The 17,831-nt window shown below is 58.1% G+C and carries 12 protein-coding genes; 4 read left to right on the plus strand and 8 right to left on the minus strand.

The window, feature by feature from the left end:
* Nucleotides 1-272: 272 nt before the first annotated feature.
* Nucleotides 273-905 carry a YchE family NAAT transporter gene (locus tag JYB85_RS09420; protein ID WP_207379113.1) on the minus strand — a complete coding sequence of 211 codons (633 nt, stop codon included), beginning with the start codon at nucleotides 903-905 and terminating at the stop codon, nucleotides 273-275.
* A 348-nt stretch (nucleotides 906-1,253) separates the two neighbouring features.
* Between JYB85_RS09420 and adhE the strand changes: the two genes are divergently transcribed.
* Nucleotides 1,254-3,854, plus strand: a complete 2,601-nt coding sequence (adhE, locus tag JYB85_RS09425; RefSeq protein ID WP_207379114.1) for a bifunctional acetaldehyde-CoA/alcohol dehydrogenase — start codon at nucleotides 1,254-1,256, stop codon at nucleotides 3,852-3,854.
* Nucleotides 3,855-3,939: 85 nt separating this feature from the next.
* On the opposite strand, the gene mdoH is transcribed toward adhE, so the two are convergent.
* The 5 genes from mdoH to JYB85_RS09450 all read right to left on the minus strand — a co-directional run bounded on the left by mdoH (nucleotide 3,940) and on the right by JYB85_RS09450 (nucleotide 12,534).
* Nucleotides 3,940-6,120, minus strand: a complete 2,181-nt coding sequence (gene mdoH, locus JYB85_RS09430) for a glucans biosynthesis glucosyltransferase MdoH (protein WP_207379115.1) — start codon at nucleotides 6,118-6,120, stop codon at nucleotides 3,940-3,942.
* Nucleotides 6,121-6,133: 13 nt separating this feature from the next.
* The gene (locus JYB85_RS09435) at nucleotides 6,134-7,780 is read right to left on the minus strand and encodes a glucan biosynthesis protein G (RefSeq protein WP_207379116.1); all 1,647 of its coding nucleotides are present in this window, start codon (nucleotides 7,778-7,780) and stop codon (nucleotides 6,134-6,136) included.
* 280 nt (nucleotides 7,781-8,060) lie between these two features.
* Nucleotides 8,061-8,711: a hypothetical protein gene (locus JYB85_RS09440; protein WP_207379117.1), complete on the minus strand. Its 651-nt coding sequence runs from the start codon at nucleotides 8,709-8,711 to the stop codon at nucleotides 8,061-8,063.
* A gap of 118 nt (nucleotides 8,712-8,829) precedes the next feature.
* Complete coding sequence (locus tag JYB85_RS09445) at nucleotides 8,830-10,878, minus strand: dipeptidyl-peptidase 5 (RefSeq protein ID WP_207379118.1); 2,049 nt, start codon at nucleotides 10,876-10,878, stop codon at nucleotides 8,830-8,832.
* Nucleotides 10,879-10,977: 99 nt separating this feature from the next.
* Nucleotides 10,978-12,534, minus strand: a complete 1,557-nt coding sequence (locus tag JYB85_RS09450; RefSeq protein ID WP_207323919.1) for a fumarate hydratase — start codon at nucleotides 12,532-12,534, stop codon at nucleotides 10,978-10,980.
* 125 nt (nucleotides 12,535-12,659) lie between these two features.
* Between JYB85_RS09450 and pabB the strand changes: the two genes are divergently transcribed.
* Together pabB and JYB85_RS09460 are read left to right on the plus strand one after the other, a co-directional pair.
* Nucleotides 12,660-14,111: an aminodeoxychorismate synthase component I gene (pabB, locus tag JYB85_RS09455; RefSeq protein WP_207379119.1), complete on the plus strand. Its 1,452-nt coding sequence runs from the start codon at nucleotides 12,660-12,662 to the stop codon at nucleotides 14,109-14,111.
* 24 nt (nucleotides 14,112-14,135) lie between these two features.
* Nucleotides 14,136-14,723, plus strand: a complete 588-nt coding sequence (locus JYB85_RS09460; protein WP_207379120.1) for a CoA pyrophosphatase — start codon at nucleotides 14,136-14,138, stop codon at nucleotides 14,721-14,723.
* A 78-nt stretch (nucleotides 14,724-14,801) separates the two neighbouring features.
* On the opposite strand, the gene JYB85_RS09465 is transcribed toward JYB85_RS09460, so the two are convergent.
* Entirely contained in the window at nucleotides 14,802-15,140 is a 339-nt protein-coding gene (locus tag JYB85_RS09465; RefSeq protein ID WP_207319826.1) for a hypothetical protein, read from the minus strand.
* 151 nt (nucleotides 15,141-15,291) lie between these two features.
* Here JYB85_RS09465 and asnS point away from each other — a divergent pair, with 151 nt between their 5' ends.
* Nucleotides 15,292-16,692: an asparagine--tRNA ligase gene (gene asnS, locus JYB85_RS09470; protein ID WP_207319827.1), complete on the plus strand. Its 1,401-nt coding sequence runs from the start codon at nucleotides 15,292-15,294 to the stop codon at nucleotides 16,690-16,692.
* Nucleotides 16,693-16,827: 135 nt separating this feature from the next.
* On the opposite strand, the gene JYB85_RS09475 is transcribed toward asnS, so the two are convergent.
* A complete protein-coding gene (locus JYB85_RS09475; RefSeq protein ID WP_228730072.1) occupies nucleotides 16,828-17,772 on the minus strand; it encodes an FAD:protein FMN transferase in 945 nt (314 codons plus the stop codon).
* Nucleotides 17,773-17,831: the final 59 nt, after the last annotated feature.

Genomic DNA, 17,831 nt, shown 5'->3' on the forward strand with positions numbered 1-17,831 from the left:
CTGACAACCCCTCGGCCTTATGCTGAAAATTGGCTAACGCGCCAGACGCTCATCCATGATTCGACTGGCGCTGCTTCGGCATCCATGCCTTGCCACGCCATTTTCAGCAACGTCCTCGGCAGCGTCGGAACGGGGTAACGGTGCAATAATTTGGCATCTGAGTTAACTCCAAACAGCTACATTGGTACTGCTAGAGCAAATGGTTAACGAGTGACAGACAGAAACAACAAAGCCCGCGTTGGGCGGGCTTTGTAATGAGGGTTGTAGGGCGACTAGCCCAACAAGGTCGGGAACATTCCTTTGAAGCCGGCGGCGATGACTTCAATGCCGATGGAGAGCATGAGCAGGCCCATCAGACGGGTGATGACGTTGATGCCGGTTTTGCCGAGTACCTTGTAGATCATCGGAGCCATGCGGAACAGGCCGAAGCTGAGCAGGCCGAACAGCACCACGGTCACGAACATGGCAACCAAGTCCATCAGGGTGTTGTGGGAGGCGGCGAACACTATCACGGAGCTGATGGCGCCGGGGCCGGCCATCAACGGCAGTGCCAGGGGGACTACGGCCACGGATTCCATGCCAGAGGCTTCGCGGTCTTCTTCCTGGTTGCGTTTCACCTCACCCAGTTTGCCCTGCAACATGGACATGGCGATGATGGCGATCAGGCTGCCGCCGGCGATGCGGAACGCCGACAGGGAAATGCTGAACATGTTCAGTATGTGCTGCCCCGCCACTATGGTGACCAGCAGGATCACCACCACGGCAAAGTTGGCTACCTTGCCGGTGTGATTGCGCTCGGCTTCAGTCTGGTGACTGGTGAGGCTGACAAACACCGGCAGCAGGCCCACCGGGTTGATGATGGCCACCAGGCCGAGAAAGAATTTAACGTACAGGGTCAAATCCACTTTTGCTGTTCCTTTACACAGAGGGTTGGGCGCCAGATCACAACGACTGCGTGGCGATGAACTAATCTACCTTAAGGCCATAAAACCCGGAAATGAGATTTTCTGTCGAGACGGCCGATTTTTAATTAGTTTAGCTAATGATTGGTACATTTTTCGGCCAGCGGCAACTCTTGTTCGGGGGCGGCGATTTTTAGCGCAACCTGGCGGAGTTTACGTCATTCCGTTACAGATAAGCGCGGATATTGGGTCGGGATCACAGAAAAAGCCCGCCGATAACTGTAATTTTATTACACAAAGAATCCTTGGCCAAATCGGCATTTCGCCAAGTATTTTTAAAGGAAGGCTATTATGAAAGTCACCAATACCCAAGAGCTCGACGCCCTGGTCGAACGGGTCGCCAAGGCCCAGGCCCAATTCGCCACTTACAGTCAGGAGCAGGTGGACAGCATTTTCCGTGCCGCCGCCCTCGCCGCCGCCGACGCCCGCATCAAGCTGGCCAAGATGGCGGCCACCGAAACCCGCATGGGGGTGCTGGAAGACAAGGTGATCAAGAACCACTTCGCCTCCGAGTACATTTACAACAAGTACAAGGACGAGAAGACCTGCGGCATTCTGGCCGAGGATGACACCTTCGGCACCATCACCATTGCCGAGCCCGTGGGGCTTATCTGCGGCATAGTGCCGACCACCAACCCCACCTCCACCGCCATCTTCAAGGCGCTGATCAGCCTCAAGACCCGTAACGGCATCATCTTCTCGCCCCACCCCAGGGCCAAGGAGTCCACCACCACGGCGGCCCGTCTGGTGTTGGAAGCCGCAGTGGCGGCCGGTGCGCCCAAAGATATCATAGGCTGGATAGACGAGCCCAGCGTGGCCCTGTCGAACCAGCTGATGACCCACGCCAAGATAAACTTGATCCTGGCCACAGGTGGCCCCGGCATGGTGAAGGCCGCCTACTCTTCAGGTAAGCCCGCCATAGGCGTGGGCGCAGGTAATACGCCGATTGTTATCGACGAAACCGCCGATATCAAACGCGCCGTCAGCTCCATCCTGATGTCCAAGACCTTCGACAACGGTGTGGTGTGTGCCTCCGAGCAGGCCGTGGTGGTGGTCGATGCCGTCTACGCCCAGGTGAAGGAGCGTTTTGCCAGTCACGGCGGTTATCTGCTGAGCAAGAAGGAAAATGCCGCCCTGCAATCTGTGATTTTGAAAAACGGTGCCCTCAACGCCGACATCGTTGGTCAGAGCGCCGTTGCTATCGCCGCCATGGCCAATATCAAGGTACCGGCACACACCAAGGTACTGATCGGCGAAGTGAGCGAGATAAACGAAGCCGAAGCCTTCGCCCATGAAAAGCTGTCTCCGCTTTTGGGTATGTACCGCGCCGCCAACTTCGAGGAGGCGCTGGACAAGGCCGAGGCCCTGGTGGCCCTTGGCGGTATCGGTCACACCTCGGGCCTGTACACAGATCAGGATACCCAGACAGAGCGGGTGAAAACCTTTGGTTACCGGATGAAGACGGCGCGGATCCTGATCAACACCCCGGCCTCCCAGGGCGGCATCGGCGATCTGTACAACTTCAAACTGGCGCCCTCCCTCACCCTGGGCTGCGGCTCCTGGGGCGGCAACTCCATTTCGGAAAACGTCGGCCCCAGCCATTTGATCAACAAGAAAACCGTCGCCAAGAGGGCCGAGAACATGCTGTGGCACAAACTGCCTTCGTCCATCTACTTCCGTCGTGGCAGCCTGCCGATTGCACTGGAAGAACTCGCAGGTAAAAAACGCGCCCTGATAGTCACCGACAAGTTCTTGTTCAACAACGGCTATTGCGACGAAACCATACGTATCCTCAAGGCCCAGGGCCTGGAGACCGAAGTGTTTTACGAAGTGGAAGCCGATCCCACCCTCGCCATAGTGCGCCAGGGTGCCAGGGTGGCCATGAGCTTCCAGCCCGATGTGATCATCGCCCTCGGCGGTGGCTCCCCCATGGATGCGGCCAAGATTATCTGGGTTATGTATGAGCATCCGGAAGTAGACTTTGCCGATCTGGCGCTGCGCTTTATGGATATCCGCAAGCGCATCTACAAGTTCCCCAAACTCGGCGCCAAGGCCATGATGGTGGCCATACCCACCACCTCGGGCACAGGTTCGGAAGTCACCCCCTTTGCCGTGGTGACCGACGAGCAGACAGGTACCAAGTACCCCATTGCCGACTATGAGCTGACACCCAATATGGCCATTGTCGACCCCAATCTGGTGATGGATATGCCCAAGTCACTGACCGCCTTTGGTGGTATTGATGCTGTGACCCACGCCCTGGAGGCCTATGTCAGCGTGATGGCCAACGAGTACAGCGACGGTCAGGCACTGCAGGCCCTCGCCCTGTTGTTCCAACACCTGCCAGAGGCCTACGACAAGGGCGCCCAGGCACCGGTTGCCAGGGAGAAGGTCCACAATGGCGCCACCATAGCCGGTATCGCCTTTGCCAACGCCTTCCTTGGCATCTGTCACTCCATGGCCCACAAGCTGGGAGCCGAGTTCCACCTGCCACACGGTCTGGCGAACGCGCTGCTGATCAGCAACGTCATTCGTTTCAACGCCACCGACCTGCCCACCAAGCAGGCAGCGTTCAGCCAGTACGACAGGCCCAAGGCCCTGTGCCGTTACGCCGCCATCGCCTCTCACCTGGGGCTGCCCGGCAAAACAGACGCCGCCAAGGTGGACGCCCTGCTGGCGAAACTGGAAGAGCTGAAAGCCAGGCTCGGGATCCCTGCCTCCATCCGTGAAGCCGGTGTCAACGAGGCAGACTTCCTCGCCAGGCTCGACGAGCTGGCCGAAGACGCCTTTGACGATCAGTGCACAGGTGCCAACCCGCGCTATCCGCTGATAAGCGAGCTGAAACAAGTGCTGCTGGACAGCTTCTACGGCAAGGCCTACAGCGATAACTGAGTGGCGGCTCAGGCATAAACAGCAAAAACAGCACAAACAACAACGGCGCCCAAGGGCGCCGTTGCTTTATCTGTAACTTACTGCATCAGCAGATGCTGACCAGATCGTCCTCAACAAACTGCTCAGGCAGATTCTGCATCTGCTTCAGCAGCAAGGGATTTCCGAGAATATAACCCAGCTCCTGCTTGCTCAGCAGCGCCAGCAGGCTCTTGCGGCACACGGCTTCCTGCACCTTGACCCTGGCGATGGCATCCAAAGGCTCGACGGCGCCACCCGGGGTATGGGTTGGCAGCTTGTCCATCATGGCCAGATGCAGCTCCATCAGCTCGGGGCTTCGCAGCAGGGACTCTATGGTCCAGATTTCGGTCAGATCGGCCTGATACTGCTCGCGGCGCTCGGCCACCTTGGTCACCAGCTGTGGCTGGGCCACCTCTTCCGGTGTCGCCATGATACGGCGGCGTTTAAACCAGGCACCTATGCCCCAGGAAGAAGTAAATGCCGACAGCGGCACGGACAACCACAAGCCCACCAGGGCCGGTGACATCCAGGCCAACAGGGTCAGGGAGTCGAGCCAGGCCGCATAGCCCAGCAAGGCGCCTGCCACCATATGCCACTTGTGCCTGAAGATCAGCGCGGCCCAGGGCAAACTGCCGTCGTCCCGTCGCTGGGGCGACCAGCCGCTGTCGCGGCCAAAGAGAATCGACAGCACGGCGCCGCAGTGGATAAGCATCATGATGGGAGCAATCAAGGCCGACAGTATCACTTCCACCAGAACGCTTAAGCCCACCCGCAAGCGGCCACCGAGGGCGCGGCAGGTGGGCGAATCCTTGATAAGCAGCAGCAAACCGAAAATCTTGGGCCCAAACAACACCCCCATGGTGATAAAGAACAGCCGCAGGGCGCGGTCCGAGTCCATCACAGGCCAGGTGGGAAACAGGGAGAACTGATCGGTGAAGTACTCGGGACGGATATAGTGCGCCTGCAAGGCCAGCAGCAAACCAGACAGGATCAGCATCAGCCAGAACGGCGATGACAGATAGGCCATGATGCCGGTCAGCAGATGCAACCTATTGATCCAGTGCAGCCCCTTGGCCGGCAATACCCGCGAGTGCTGCAGGTTGCCCTGGCACCAACGTCTGTCCCGCACCGCGAGATCTATGATGGACGGTGGGCATTCCTCGTAGGAGCCGTGAAGATCGGCAGCGATTTGCACACTCCAGCCTGCACGGCGAATAAGCGCCGCCTCGACAAAGTCGTGGCTGAGAATATGACCGCCGAAGGGAGGCTTGCCCGACAGGTGTGGCAACCCCGCCGCCTGCATAAAGGCTTGGGTGCGGATAATGGCGTTGTGGCCCCAGAAGTTACCTTCCTTCTGCACCCACCAGGCCAGACCCGTGCCTATAACGGGACCATAGATGCGGGCGGCAAACTGCTGCAACCTGGCCATCAGTGTGGTGCCGTTGATCAGCGCCGGTATGGTCTGAATAAGACCGGAGTCGGGATCGGCCTGCATTCTCGCCGCCAGGCTGACCATGGTGCGGGTCTCCATAATGGAGTCCGCATCAAGCACCAGCAGATGATCATAGCTGGCACCCCAGCGGCGACAGAAGTCGGCCACGTTACCGGCCTTGCGGGCGATGTTTTTACGGCGGCGACGGTAATAGACCCGCGCCCTGCCGTCCACGGCCTGACGCAACAGCCAAAAGGCCTGCTCCTCGGCGAGCGCCACATTGGGATCCGTGGTATCGCTGAGGATAAACCAGTCAAAGGCGTGGCCCTGACTGCGCTCGGCGAGCGCCAGCGACATGGTTTCCACCGCAGCAAACACCCTGTCCGGCGCCTCATTGTAGGTCGGCATCAGGATAGCGGTGCGGGTGGTCAGCACCGCATCTTCGGCAAAGGCATCCTGCTGATGACGCAGCAGCTGGATAAAGCCGGCCACGCCGCTGCAAAAGGCCAATGCAATCCAGCAGAAGTTGACCGCAAACAGCAGCAATACCAGGTATTCCAGCGGTGTAATACCGCCGACGCTGAATACCCCGGCCATTTCATAGATGGCAAAGGCCGACAGCGCTATGGCGCTGCCGACCACCAATACCCGGCGCCGGGCCAGGGATCGCACGCCCCGGGGTGCGACGCTTGCGCGGGGAAAACCCTCGGCAAAGGCCTTGAGGCTCTGGGGCGGCATGGGGCTGTGGCGCTCGGGCGGCATGGCACTGTCGCCGGCGAGCGCCGGGGCGCTGACATTAAGCAAAGCTTCGGTCATTGGACGGATTTCCTCAGAGCGTCCAACGATAGAGCCAGGTTTCGGCCTGACGCTGATCGCCAAACTTCAGCTCTGCCCTCAGTTCTGCCAAGTTGACCTCCAGGGGATCGAACTCGAACGACAGACGGTAGCCATGGCTTCTTGGGTTCTCACGCACCACTATGTTGCTGATGGTACCGGCGGAGGATTCCACCTTGGCAACGGCCTGGCCCTGGGGCATGTCACCCTTGACCTGATAGTCAATCACAAACAGGCGTCTGGCGGTAGGCTTGGCAATATCGGCGCGGCCACTGGCGGTACGGCTAACGATAACGGCCCTGTCATTGTTCACTGGCTCGGCGCCCCACACCAGATGGTAGGAGAAATGGAACTCGCTGCCGGCCGCCAGCGGATGACGGGGTTTCCAAAAGGCCACTATGTTGTCGTGGATTTCGGACTGGGTCGGGATCTCGGTCAGCACCACGGCGCCAGGGCCCCAATTGCCAACCGGCTCCACCCACAGACTGGGGCGACGCTCGTAATTGGCTTCCAGATCCTGATAGGCATCGAAATTGCGCTCGCGCTGCATCAGGCCAAAGCCTTGGGGCGAGTTGTCCATAAAGGCACTGATCTGCAGGTTGCTGGGGTTGGCCAGTGGGCGCCACAGGCGTTCGCCGCGACCGTTGATCATCAGCAAACCGTCGGAGTCATGGACCGAGGGCCTGAAGTCATCGGCATTCTGGCGGCCGTTGGCGGAGTGCATATACATACTGGTGCTGGGAGCCAGACCCACCTTGGCCAGTTCAACCCGCGGGAACAGGGTCGCTTCCACGTCCATGCGGGTATTGTCACCGGGACGGATGGAGAAGCGGTAGGCACCGGCCACGCTGGGGCTGTCCAGCAGCGCGTGCACCACAATCAGGTTGGTTTCGGCGTTAGGCTTTTCTATCCAGAAGGCGCGGAACACCGGGAATTCCTCACCGGCAGGCTCGGCGGTATTGATGGCCAGGCCGCGGGCGGACAGACCGTAGGCATTGCCCTTGCCCAGGGCACGGAAGTAGCTGGCACCCTGGAACACAAACAGTTCGTCAAAGTATTGGGCGGTATTGAGCGGGTAATGGACCCGCAGGCCGCTGTAACCTATGTCCTGGGTCGGCAGTTTTTCCCTGAGCACCTCACCGGCACTGAAAAAATTGGGATCGTAGGCCAAATGGGTCGCCTTATTGCCTTCCACCAGGGCGATTTCAATCAGATCCTGGAAGTAAAAGCCACGATGGAACAGTTGCATCTGGTAAGGCAAGGCTTCGCTGCGCCAGATGGCCGCTTCCGGTTTGAAACGAATATCACGGTATTCGTCGTAGTTGATCTTCGCCAGGCTGGCGGGCAAAGGATCTTTCAGGGCCACATAGGGCTTTTGCGCCAGATTGCGGGCTATCCGTACCACAGTATCTGAATCAAACTGGCCGTTCCTGGCAAAGCGCACCTGAGCCCGGGTATCTGTCTTGACCGGCTTGGGCTGGATATCTGCGGGCTTGACCTCGGTGGCGGGTTTGGCATCGCTGCCCTTGATGTCGGCCGCATTGACGGCAGCACTGCACAACAAGGACGCGGCGGCAAACCCGGACGCCAGCAAGGGGGCCAATTTTGAACGATTGGGGTGGCAACTCAGAAAGCTAACCATAGTGGAGATGACCTGAATAAAGTAGAGAAACGGATGTTTTTTATGGAGTTTCGTTAAACTTTGTCTGCCGGACGGCGTGACGGGAAAGTTAGCGGCTCACATTGCGCGAAAGATAGCAGAACAGTAAAAAAATGCACAAGATATGTGTGCTTATGGGCAAACAAAATTATACCGTTTAGGTATAAGGTTATAACTAAAGTTTAAGGCGAATTTCTGCCCCGGAATTTTAGCGCCATTCCGGGACAGAAACGTTTTTATTTCAGTGGATTAAGGCGCGGGATCATCTGTCCCAAAGCGCAGGTGCCAAACTGTTGAAGCGGCTGATGCCTTTGTCAGGTGCGCCCTTGAGTTGGTAGTAGTTGTCCTGATAGATGCGCCAGCGACACAGGTCTATGGGGGTCACTTCCGAGCAATTGATGGTGCCCGTCATACCCGCCGCTTCAAAGCCCGCGGCCACCAGCTCGGAGCAGAAGAATTTGGCAAAATCTTCCTGGTTGTAGCCCGGCCCGTTGAAGTCGTCGAACAGGTCAAAGGCCGATAACAGCGCCTGGGGCACATCGAAGGGTTTACGCGCCTTGGCCTGGTTGAACAGGAACTCGTAAAACGCCGCTTCGTTGAAACGGGTTTCCCGCAATTCGGGATCCAGCGGCAGCCACCAGATCTCACCGTCATAATCCAGCCGGTCGCTGAAGCGGGAAATCTGCACCCCTGTGAAATCATTGAGTTCGGTGGACTCAATGATCTGATTGAAGAACCGGCCACTCGTGTCATTGACCACCCTGGTTTGCAGTATCACCCCCACATGGGACACGTGGGAGCGGGTGGCGAACTTGGTCAGATTGGAAAATGCGGCCTTGCCGCCGAAGGCAATGACGTCACCGGGCCGCATCCGCGCCCTGGCGTCTTCGTAACCTATTTGAATGGCTGTCATGGCAAGCTCCTTTTGCTGTTAGAGACGCTATTACTATTGCAGCTGGTGTGAAGAATTCAACATCTTAGATAAAAAAAGCCGGCATAGGCCGGCTTTTTCGGGGATTGCTTTTCAGCGCTTACTTGGCGGTCCAACGATCCATCCAACCCAGCACCTTGGCATACCATTGCTGCAGGTTGTCGGGATTGAGGATCCAGTGATTCTCGTCGGGGAAAATCAGCAGTTCCGAAGGAATGTTGTTGCGCTGCATGTAACTGAAGGCCGCCAGCCCTTGATCGTAGGGCACGCGGAAATCCTTCTCCCCGTGGATCACCAACATGGGCGTCTTCCAGTTTTCCACGTAGTTGACCGGATTGAACTTCTCATACAGCTTCTGGGCTTCCTGGTAGCTGCCGCCGAACTCATGCTCGGGGAACCAGAGTTCCTCGGTCACATGATACATGGAGCGCATATCGAACAGACCGGCATGGTTCACCAGACACTTGAAACCTGTGTTCCAGTTACCCTGGATCCAGTTCATCATGTAGCCGCCGTAGGAACCGCCGAGCGCGCAGGCGTTGTCCACATCCAGCCACTTCTGTTGCTTACCGACGGCAGCCAGCCCCTTTTGCAGATCTTCCAGCGGCTTGCCGCCCCAGTCCTGGGAAATGGAATCGGTAAAGGCCTGACCGTAGCCGGTGGAACCGTGGAAGTCCACCATGACCACGCCGTAACCGGCGCCGGCCCACAGCTGGGCGTTCCAGCGACCACTGAAGCTGTTGCCAAAGGAGCCCTGAGGACCACCGTGCACCAGATAAGCCACGGGGTACTTCTTGCCTTCTTCATAGTTGGCGGGCTTGATCCAGTAGCCATAGACTTCTTCGTTGTTCCAGCCCTTGAAACTGAACTGCTGGTATTCACCGAACTGAATTTCCGCCAGCTTGTCCTTGTTGGACTCGGTCAGGCGGGTCAGCTTGTCACCGTCAAGGCCTATGCTGTAAAAGTCACCGGGCTCGGACAGGCTCTTGTGATTGAACACCAGCTTGTCACCGGCCAAACCCACCAGGCTGTTACTGCCATCGTTGTAGATGGGACGCACATCACCGAACTGGGTGTTGATTTCAAAAATCGACACCTGCCCCAGATCCTGGGCGGTCACGTACAGGGTGCGATGATCGGCACCGAACTGCAGTGAGGATGGGCTTCTGTCCCACAGGGGCGCCACTTCCTTTTCCTGGCCGGTCACCAGATCGCGCATCATGATGGCGTAGCGATCGGCTTCAAAACCGGGCTTCTTCATCGCCAGATAGGCCAGGTAACGGCCATCGGCGGAGAAGGTTGGCTGGGCGTCCCAGGCAATGTTCTTTTCGGTCAGGTTAACCGCCTTGCCGCCGGTCACAGGCACCTGCCACAGATCATAGTTGGTGGTCCAGGCCTGATCTTTTGACGGCGCCTTGGCGCTGTAAACCACAGTCTTGCCATCGGGGCTGAAGGTCACCTCTTCCATGCCGGAAAATGGCTTGGGCGGTGTTTCGGTATCCTGGCCGGCAGTGATGTCCACCGGCGTGCCCAAACCGGCCTCGTCCAGCGAAGCAACAAACAGGTGATTGCGGGCGTGATCGAACCAGGTGTCCCAGTGACGCACCATCAGCTGGCTGTATTCGCGGCCGGTGCTCTTGCGGGCGGCCTCGGCATCGAATTTTTCCTTGGAGCACTCCAGGGTCTCGCACTCGGGGAACACCCGCATGCTCATGACCACCTGCTTGCCATCGGCGGACAGCTTGAAGCCGTCGATGTCCAGCGGCAGGTTGGAGATCTGCTGCGCTTCACCGCCATTGAGCGGCAGGCGGTACAGCTGGCTGGAACCGTCACGGGCGGCGATAAAATACAGGCTCTTGCCATCGGGGCTGAAGGCGGCATCGTGCTCTGTGCCCTTGGCGGAGGTCAGCTTAACTGCGGCCTTGTCTGAGGTCAGATCCAGCAGGTAGAGATCGGATTCGCCCTTGCCGGCATCGTCGATAATCTTGAGGCCATACACCAGCTTGGTACCGTCATTGGACAAGGTGGCGGAGTGGAGTTTGTTGAGATTCACCAGTTGCTGCACGTTGAATGGTTGAGGTGCAGCCAAGGCGGAAGCGCTGAATCCGGCCAATGCCAGAGCGAGCGCCAAAGCGTTATGCTTGTTCATTATTCTTGTCGTCCGATGTTGAGTTGAACTTGTTATTGTTATTTCCTGAAAAACCGCCCGTCCCCACTGTATTTCCAGTGGCGGACGGGCGTTAACCCCTTAGGCGCGGGCTTTTTCTATATTGACCTTCCAGATGGCAGGGCCGGTCTCGTGGGCGTTAACGCCCTTGGAGTCCACTGCTACTGTCACCGGCATGTCCTGCACATCAAACTCGTAGATGGCTTCCATACCCAGATCTTCAAAGGCCACCACGCGGGCCTTCTTGATGGCCTTGGACACCAGGTAGGCGGCGCCACCAACGGCCATCAGGTACACGGCCTTGTGCTGCTTGATGGACTCAACCGTGGCCGGGCCACGCTCGGCCTTGCCAATCATGCCCATCAGACCTGTCTTGTCGAGCATCAGATCGGTGAACTTGTCCATACGGGTGGCGGTAGTTGGGCCGGCAGGTCCCACCACTTCATCCCCCACGGGGTCAACCGGGCCCACGTAATAGATGAACTTACCGGTGAAGTCCACGCCCGCCGGCAGGCCTTCGCCTGATTCGATCAGGGTCTGGATGCGCTTGTGGGCAGCATCACGGCCGGTGAGCATTTTGCCGGACAGCAGCAGGGTGTCGCCGCTGTTCCAGGTTTCAATTTCGGCCTGGGTCACTGTGTCCAGGTTAACGCGGCGCACGTTCTCGCCCACTTCCCAGGTGATTTCGGGCCAGTCGGCCAGGCTTGGCGGGGTCAGATCCGCAGGACCTGTGCCGTCCAGGTGGAAATGCACGTGACGGGTGGCGGCACAGTTGGGGATCATCACCACAGGCTTGGAAGCGGCGTGGGTCGGCGCGGACTTGATTTTCACGTCCAGTACTGTGGTGAGACCACCCAGACCCTGGGCACCTATACCCAGGGCATTGGCGCGCTCAAAAATGTCCAGACGAAGTTTTTCTTCGGCGGTTTGAGCACCACGGGCCTTGAGTTCGTGGATGTCCACGCTCTCCATCAGGGATTCCTTGGCCAGTACCGCGGCTTTCTCGGCGGTACCACCTATGCCTATGCCGAGCATGCCTGGAGGACACCAGCCGGCACCCATGGTGGGCAGGGTCTTTTCTACCCAGGCGGCGATATCGTCTGAGGGGTTCAGCATCACCATCTTGGATTTGTTCTCACTGCCACCGCCCTTGGCGGCAATGGCCACTTCCACATGGTTACCGGCCACCATGTCAATATGCACCACGGCGGGCGCGTTATCCTTGGTGTTGGTGCGGGCACCGGCGGGATCGGCCACTATGGAGGCCCGCAGCGGATTGTCTGGATTGCTGTAAGCGCGGCGCACACCTTCATCCACCATCTGCTGCACCGTCATATCGGTCTTGTCCCACTGCACCGCCATGCCCACTTTAACGAAGCAGGTGACAATGCCAGTGTCCTGACACAGGGGGCGGTGGCCTTCGGCCGACATGCGCGAATTGATGAGGATCTGGGCTATGGCGTCCTTGGCGGCGGCACTTTGCTCGCGCTCGTAGGCTTCGGCCATGGCATCAACGAAATCTTTGGGATGGTAGTAGGAGATGTATTGCAAGGCATCGGCAATACTTTCGATGAAATCGGCCTGTTTAATGACGACCGCTGACTGATGTTCTGACACTTTCTGCTCCGACACTTTCATTGATTGAATGGGTGTACCCGCATGACGGGTGTGCCCCGTATAATAGTTTTATTAATCCTTTTCAGGCCGGTATGATAACCTCTCGGGTCTTTTTGGGCTACATCACATTGTAATAAGGTTTATCGATGTTCAAGCTGGCACAGTCACGTCATGTCTCTGCCCCCCTCGCCGTGAAAACCCTCAATTGGGATGACAGCACACCGGCGCTGTTTGCCCACCTGGCACACCTGCCCTGGGCCCTGTTGCTGGACTCTGCCGATGCCCCCCACGAGGATGCCCGCCGCGATTTGATTTGCGCCAATCCTGTGGCCAGCCTCAGCGCCACCGAAACCGAAGCTCACCTGTGGCACTGTGACGGCGTGTTCGAGGCTCCCCTGCCCGCTACCCTCGCCGGCACCGATCCCCTGGCACTGCTGGAACAAATGCAGACTGCGCTGTTCCCGCACGCCAAGCCCTGCAGCGCGTCACCCTTTGCCGGCGGCGCCGCCGGTGCCTTCAGCTACGATTTGGGCCGTACCATAGAAAAGCTGCCGAGCCGGGCCAAGGATGACATTGCCCTGCCGCTGCTCAATATAGGTTTCTATGACTGGGTTCTGGTACGCGATTACGACAGCAACAACTGGACCCTGGTGCATTACCTTGGCGAAGCGGCCCTGAACGAGACTCTTGCCTGGCTCGAAAGCTTACGTTCGCAGGCCGAGCCAGTGCCTGACAACTTCAAACTGACCCGGCCCTTTGCCAAGCAAATCAGTTTTGAGCAGTACCGGCAGAAATTCGATGCGGTGCAATCCTACCTGCACAGCGGCGATTGCTATCAGATAAACCTGACCCAGAGATTCAGCGCCGGCTTCGAGGGCGATGCCTGGCAGGCCTATCAGGCGCTGCGCCGGGCCAATGGCGCGCCCTTCTCCGCCTTTATGCGCCTGCCCCAGGGCAGCATATTGTCGATTTCGCCGGAGCGTTTTATTCGTCTCGATGGCAGGAAAATCCAGACCAAGCCCATCAAGGGCACCCTGCCAAGACAGCAGGATCCGGCTTTGGATGCGAAGGCCGCCGAGACCCTCAAGGCCTCGCCCAAGGACAGGGCCGAAAACCTGATGATAGTGGACCTGCTACGCAACGATATGGGCAAGGTGGCGAGCCCCGGCAGCGTTCGGGTGCCCAGTCTGTTTGCCATTGAAAGCTTCCCGGCGGTGCACCATCTGGTCAGCACGGTCGAGGGCGAACTGGCCGAAGGCCAAAGTGCCGCCAGTTTGTTGCGGGCGGCCTTCCCCGGTGGCTCCATCACGGGGGCACCCAAGATCCGCGCCATGGAAATCATCGAGGAGCTGGAGCCTTCGCGGCGCAGCCTCTATTGCGGCTCCATGGGTTACCTGAGTCAGAGCGGCGCCATGGACACCAGCATCACCATACGCACCCTGGTGGCGGCCGATGGCGAGATCCATTGCTGGGCCGGTGGCGGCGTGGTGGCCGACTCGGTGGTTGAAAGTGAATACCAGGAAAGCTTCGACAAGGTCAGCAAGATTTTGCCGCTGCTGGAGCATTTTCTGGACCCAGACGCCAGAAGCGAGACCTGATTGATGACGGGCCGGGGCTGGAAAATGAATGCGGAGCAGTTCAGGCTGCATTTCTCCCTGCAGCCCCTGGTCCATGAGATCGTTTCCGCACCGGCGCCGGGCAAATTGCGCCAAGCCGCGGTATTGATGGCGCTGGAGGAGCATAATGGCGAGCTGCATCTGATCCTCACCCAAAGGCCCAATCACCTGCGGGCCCACCCGGGGCAAATCAGTTTTCCTGGTGGCAAGGTGGAGCCTGAGGATATCAACAGCAAGGCCACGGCATTGAGGGAAGCGGCGGAGGAAATTGGCCTGCACAGCGACAATCTGGAGGTGCTGGGGCTGTTTCCGCCACACCGCACCTTTACCGGCTTTGAAATCACCCCTGTGGTGGCCCTGGTGAAGTCACCCTTTGAACTTGTGCTGGATCCCGGGGAAGTCGCTGCCTGCTTCCGGGCTCCACTGAGTTATTTCCTGGACGATGCACACAGGCACAAACGCAGTTTCCAACGCCAGGGAAAACACTATCAGGTGATGTTCATGCCCTGGCGCCAGTACTTTATCTGGGGCGCCACCGCGGCCATGATTGATTTACTTTGCCGCCATCTGAAGCACGGTGGCATTAAGGGTTGAGACCAGTAGCTTAAAGACCAACACATTTGGCGTTGGAGCACCGGGCTCGAGAATACCTGTCACCTGGATAATAGGCTGCTAGAACACCACGAAGCTGATATAGAGTCCCGCGGCCAGGGACGACAGGAACAACAGCGGGATATTGAACCAATAGCCCAGGCGACTGTGGTGGGCCACGTACCAATTGAACGCCATACTGACAAAACTGATGGCGGCGCAGATCCAGATAATGTGCTCCAGCAGCACAGTCTGCTCGGGATCCCAACCCAGGCGTACCGGGGCGCCCTTGGAAAAGAAATAGCCCACGGCCCTGTCGGGTCTGGCCTCATGGAACAGCAGCAAGGCATAGATGGCCAGGCTCCAGCCGGCGATCGACATTGTCGCCAGCAGCAGTTGGAAGATCTTGACCTTTTTCATCCATCACCTCCATTGTGATTTTTCGGGCATCACAGTGAATCGTGATTATTCTCAAAGCATACCTTTTTCAGCTTGAGAAAAGCCACCGGAAAGGTAATATAAACCTCCCAAAATTATCATAGAAAACGTTTCGTTGGAGAAATGAGCAACAATGAGCATTGCATCTGTCGCTTCTGTATTTAAGGGTGAATTCGCCGCCGGCACCGAGATCACGGTGCGTGGTTGGGTCCGTACCCGCCGGGATTCCAAAGCCGGGATCTCCTTTTTGGCCGTGTATGACGGTTCCTGTTTCGACGCCATCCAAGGCGTAGTTCCCAATACCCTCGCCAATTACGACAATGAAGTGCTCAAGCTGACCGCAGGTTGCTCTGTGGTGATGACTGGTACTGTGGTGGAATCCCCCGGTGCCGGCCAGGCCTTCGAATTGCAGGCCAGCGCAGTGGAAGTGACCGGCTGGGTGGACGATCCAGATACTTACCCCATGGCCGCCAAGCGTCACTCCATTGAGCATTTGCGTGAAGTGGCCCACCTGCGTCCCCGCACCAACATCATAGGTGCCGTGGCCCGGGTGCGTAACTGCCTGTCCCAGGCCATCCACCGCTTCTACCACGAAAACGGTTTTATCTGGGTTTCTACCCCCATCATCACCGCTTCCGACTGTGAAGGCGCAGGTGAAATGTTCCGCGTATCCACCCTGGACATGGAAAACCTGCCCCGCACCGAAGCCGGCAAGGTAGATTACGATCAGGATTTCTTCGGTAAAGAGGCCTTCCTGACGGTATCCGGTCAGCTGAACGGCGAAACCTACGCCTGTGCCCTGTCCAAGATTTACACCTTCGGCCCCACTTTCCGCGCCGAAAATTCCAACACCAGCCGTCACCTGGCGGAGTTTTGGATGGTGGAACCCGAAGTGGCCTTCGCCAACCTCGATGACGTGGCCGGTCTGGCGGAAGCCATGCTCAAGTACGCCTTCAAGGCTGTGCTGGCTGAGCGCATGGACGATCTCACGTTCTTCGCCGAGCGCGTCGAGAGCAGCGTAATTGAGCGTCTGCAAAACTTCGTCAGCAGCGACTTTGCCCAGGTGGATTACACAGACGCGGTAACTATTCTGCAAAACTGTGGCAAGACCTTCGAATTCCCTGTGGAATGGGGCATAGATCTGCAGTCCGAGCACGAGCGTTACCTTGCCGAAGAGCACTTCAAGGCCCCTGTGGTAGTGAAGAACTATCCGAAGGACATCAAGGCCTTCTACATGCGTCTTAACGAAGACGGCAAGACTGTGGCGGCCATGGACGTACTGGCTCCCGGCATAGGTGAAATCATCGGTGGCTCCCAGCGTGAAGAGCGTCTCGATGTATTGGATGCCCGCCTGGAAGAAATGGGTCTGAACAAGGAAGACTACTGGTGGTACAGGGATCTGCGCCGCTACGGCACTGTGCCTCACTCAGGCTTCGGCCTGGGCTTTGAGCGCCTGGTGTCCTATGTGACCGGAGTGGGCAACATCCGTGACGTGATCCCCTTCCCGCGCGCACCGCGCAGCGCCAGCTTCTAAGCCGCTGTAAACAAAACCGGCTTAAAACAGAAAACGCACCCACTTAGGGTGCGTTTTTTATTGGCTGGCTTTTTACTGGCTGGCTTTTTACTGGCGGGGCTTTGCATTGGCTGATTGATTTGCCACGGCAGCGAATCAGCGCAGCACCCAGTAAGGCAAATCCTGCTCTTCAAGAAAATCTTCCGCATCCTCACCCTTAAGCATGGCCAGGGTCGCCAACATACCCGCCACGGTACAGTTGGCCGCCATTACCGTCACGGAACGGGGCGCCCCTTCAATGGGGTAACCGCTGAGGGGACTCAGTATATGGCCGTAACGCTTGCCGTGACGCTCTATAAATCTGTGGCTGTCGCCACTGGTGGCGAGGCCACCACCGGGAAACTGGATGCTGAGTTTGGCCGCCTGGTGATTGTCGGGATCTTCTATGCCGACCCGCCAATGGGACTCGTGTGGGCTGGCGGCAAGATCGCCCCCCAGGTTAACCAGGATTGCCGGCTCAACGCCGTTGCTGCCAAGCTGCTCCTGCATCAGCTTCAGCGCCCGATCGGCGGCATATTCCTTGGCGATGCCGCCAAGATCCAGGGTCATGTCCCTGGGCTGCAATATGCTGGTGCTGGTGAACTTCAGCCGCTCAAACCCCACATGGGCCAGGGCCTGTTGCACATCTTCGGCGCCGGGCACATCGTTTGAGCTGTCAAAACGCCACAGCCGCGACAGAGGCTCGCTGCTGATATCAAACAGGCCATCGGAATGGCGATAACACTCCCTGGCAAAGGACAGCAAACCAAAGGTTTCGGGATCCAAAGGCTGGCGTTCACCGGCGTCTCGATTTAGTTGAGACAGCACACTGTCGTGATTGAAGCGACTGTACTTGGCTTCGATACGGCGCACCTCATCCACCGCCACTTTGCCCAGCCTCTGGGCTTCCTCCTGGCTTTCCAAACCATAGAACAGGATTTCACAGGGGCTGGCCATGGCTCTGAAGGTGGCAGCCATGCCGGGCACCGGGACATCCTCCGGCCCCATGAAGCCCCTGTGATGCCATTTGACGCCATCTTTAACCACACATTTACTGCTCATAGCACCCTGTCCCAGGTCCAATTTCGCTCTTTTACCAAAGTGCGACGCCTTCAATTTGA

It is taken from the genome of Shewanella sedimentimangrovi (genome assembly GCF_017354965.1).
Lineage (GTDB): Bacteria > Pseudomonadota > Gammaproteobacteria > Enterobacterales > Shewanellaceae > Shewanella > Shewanella cyperi.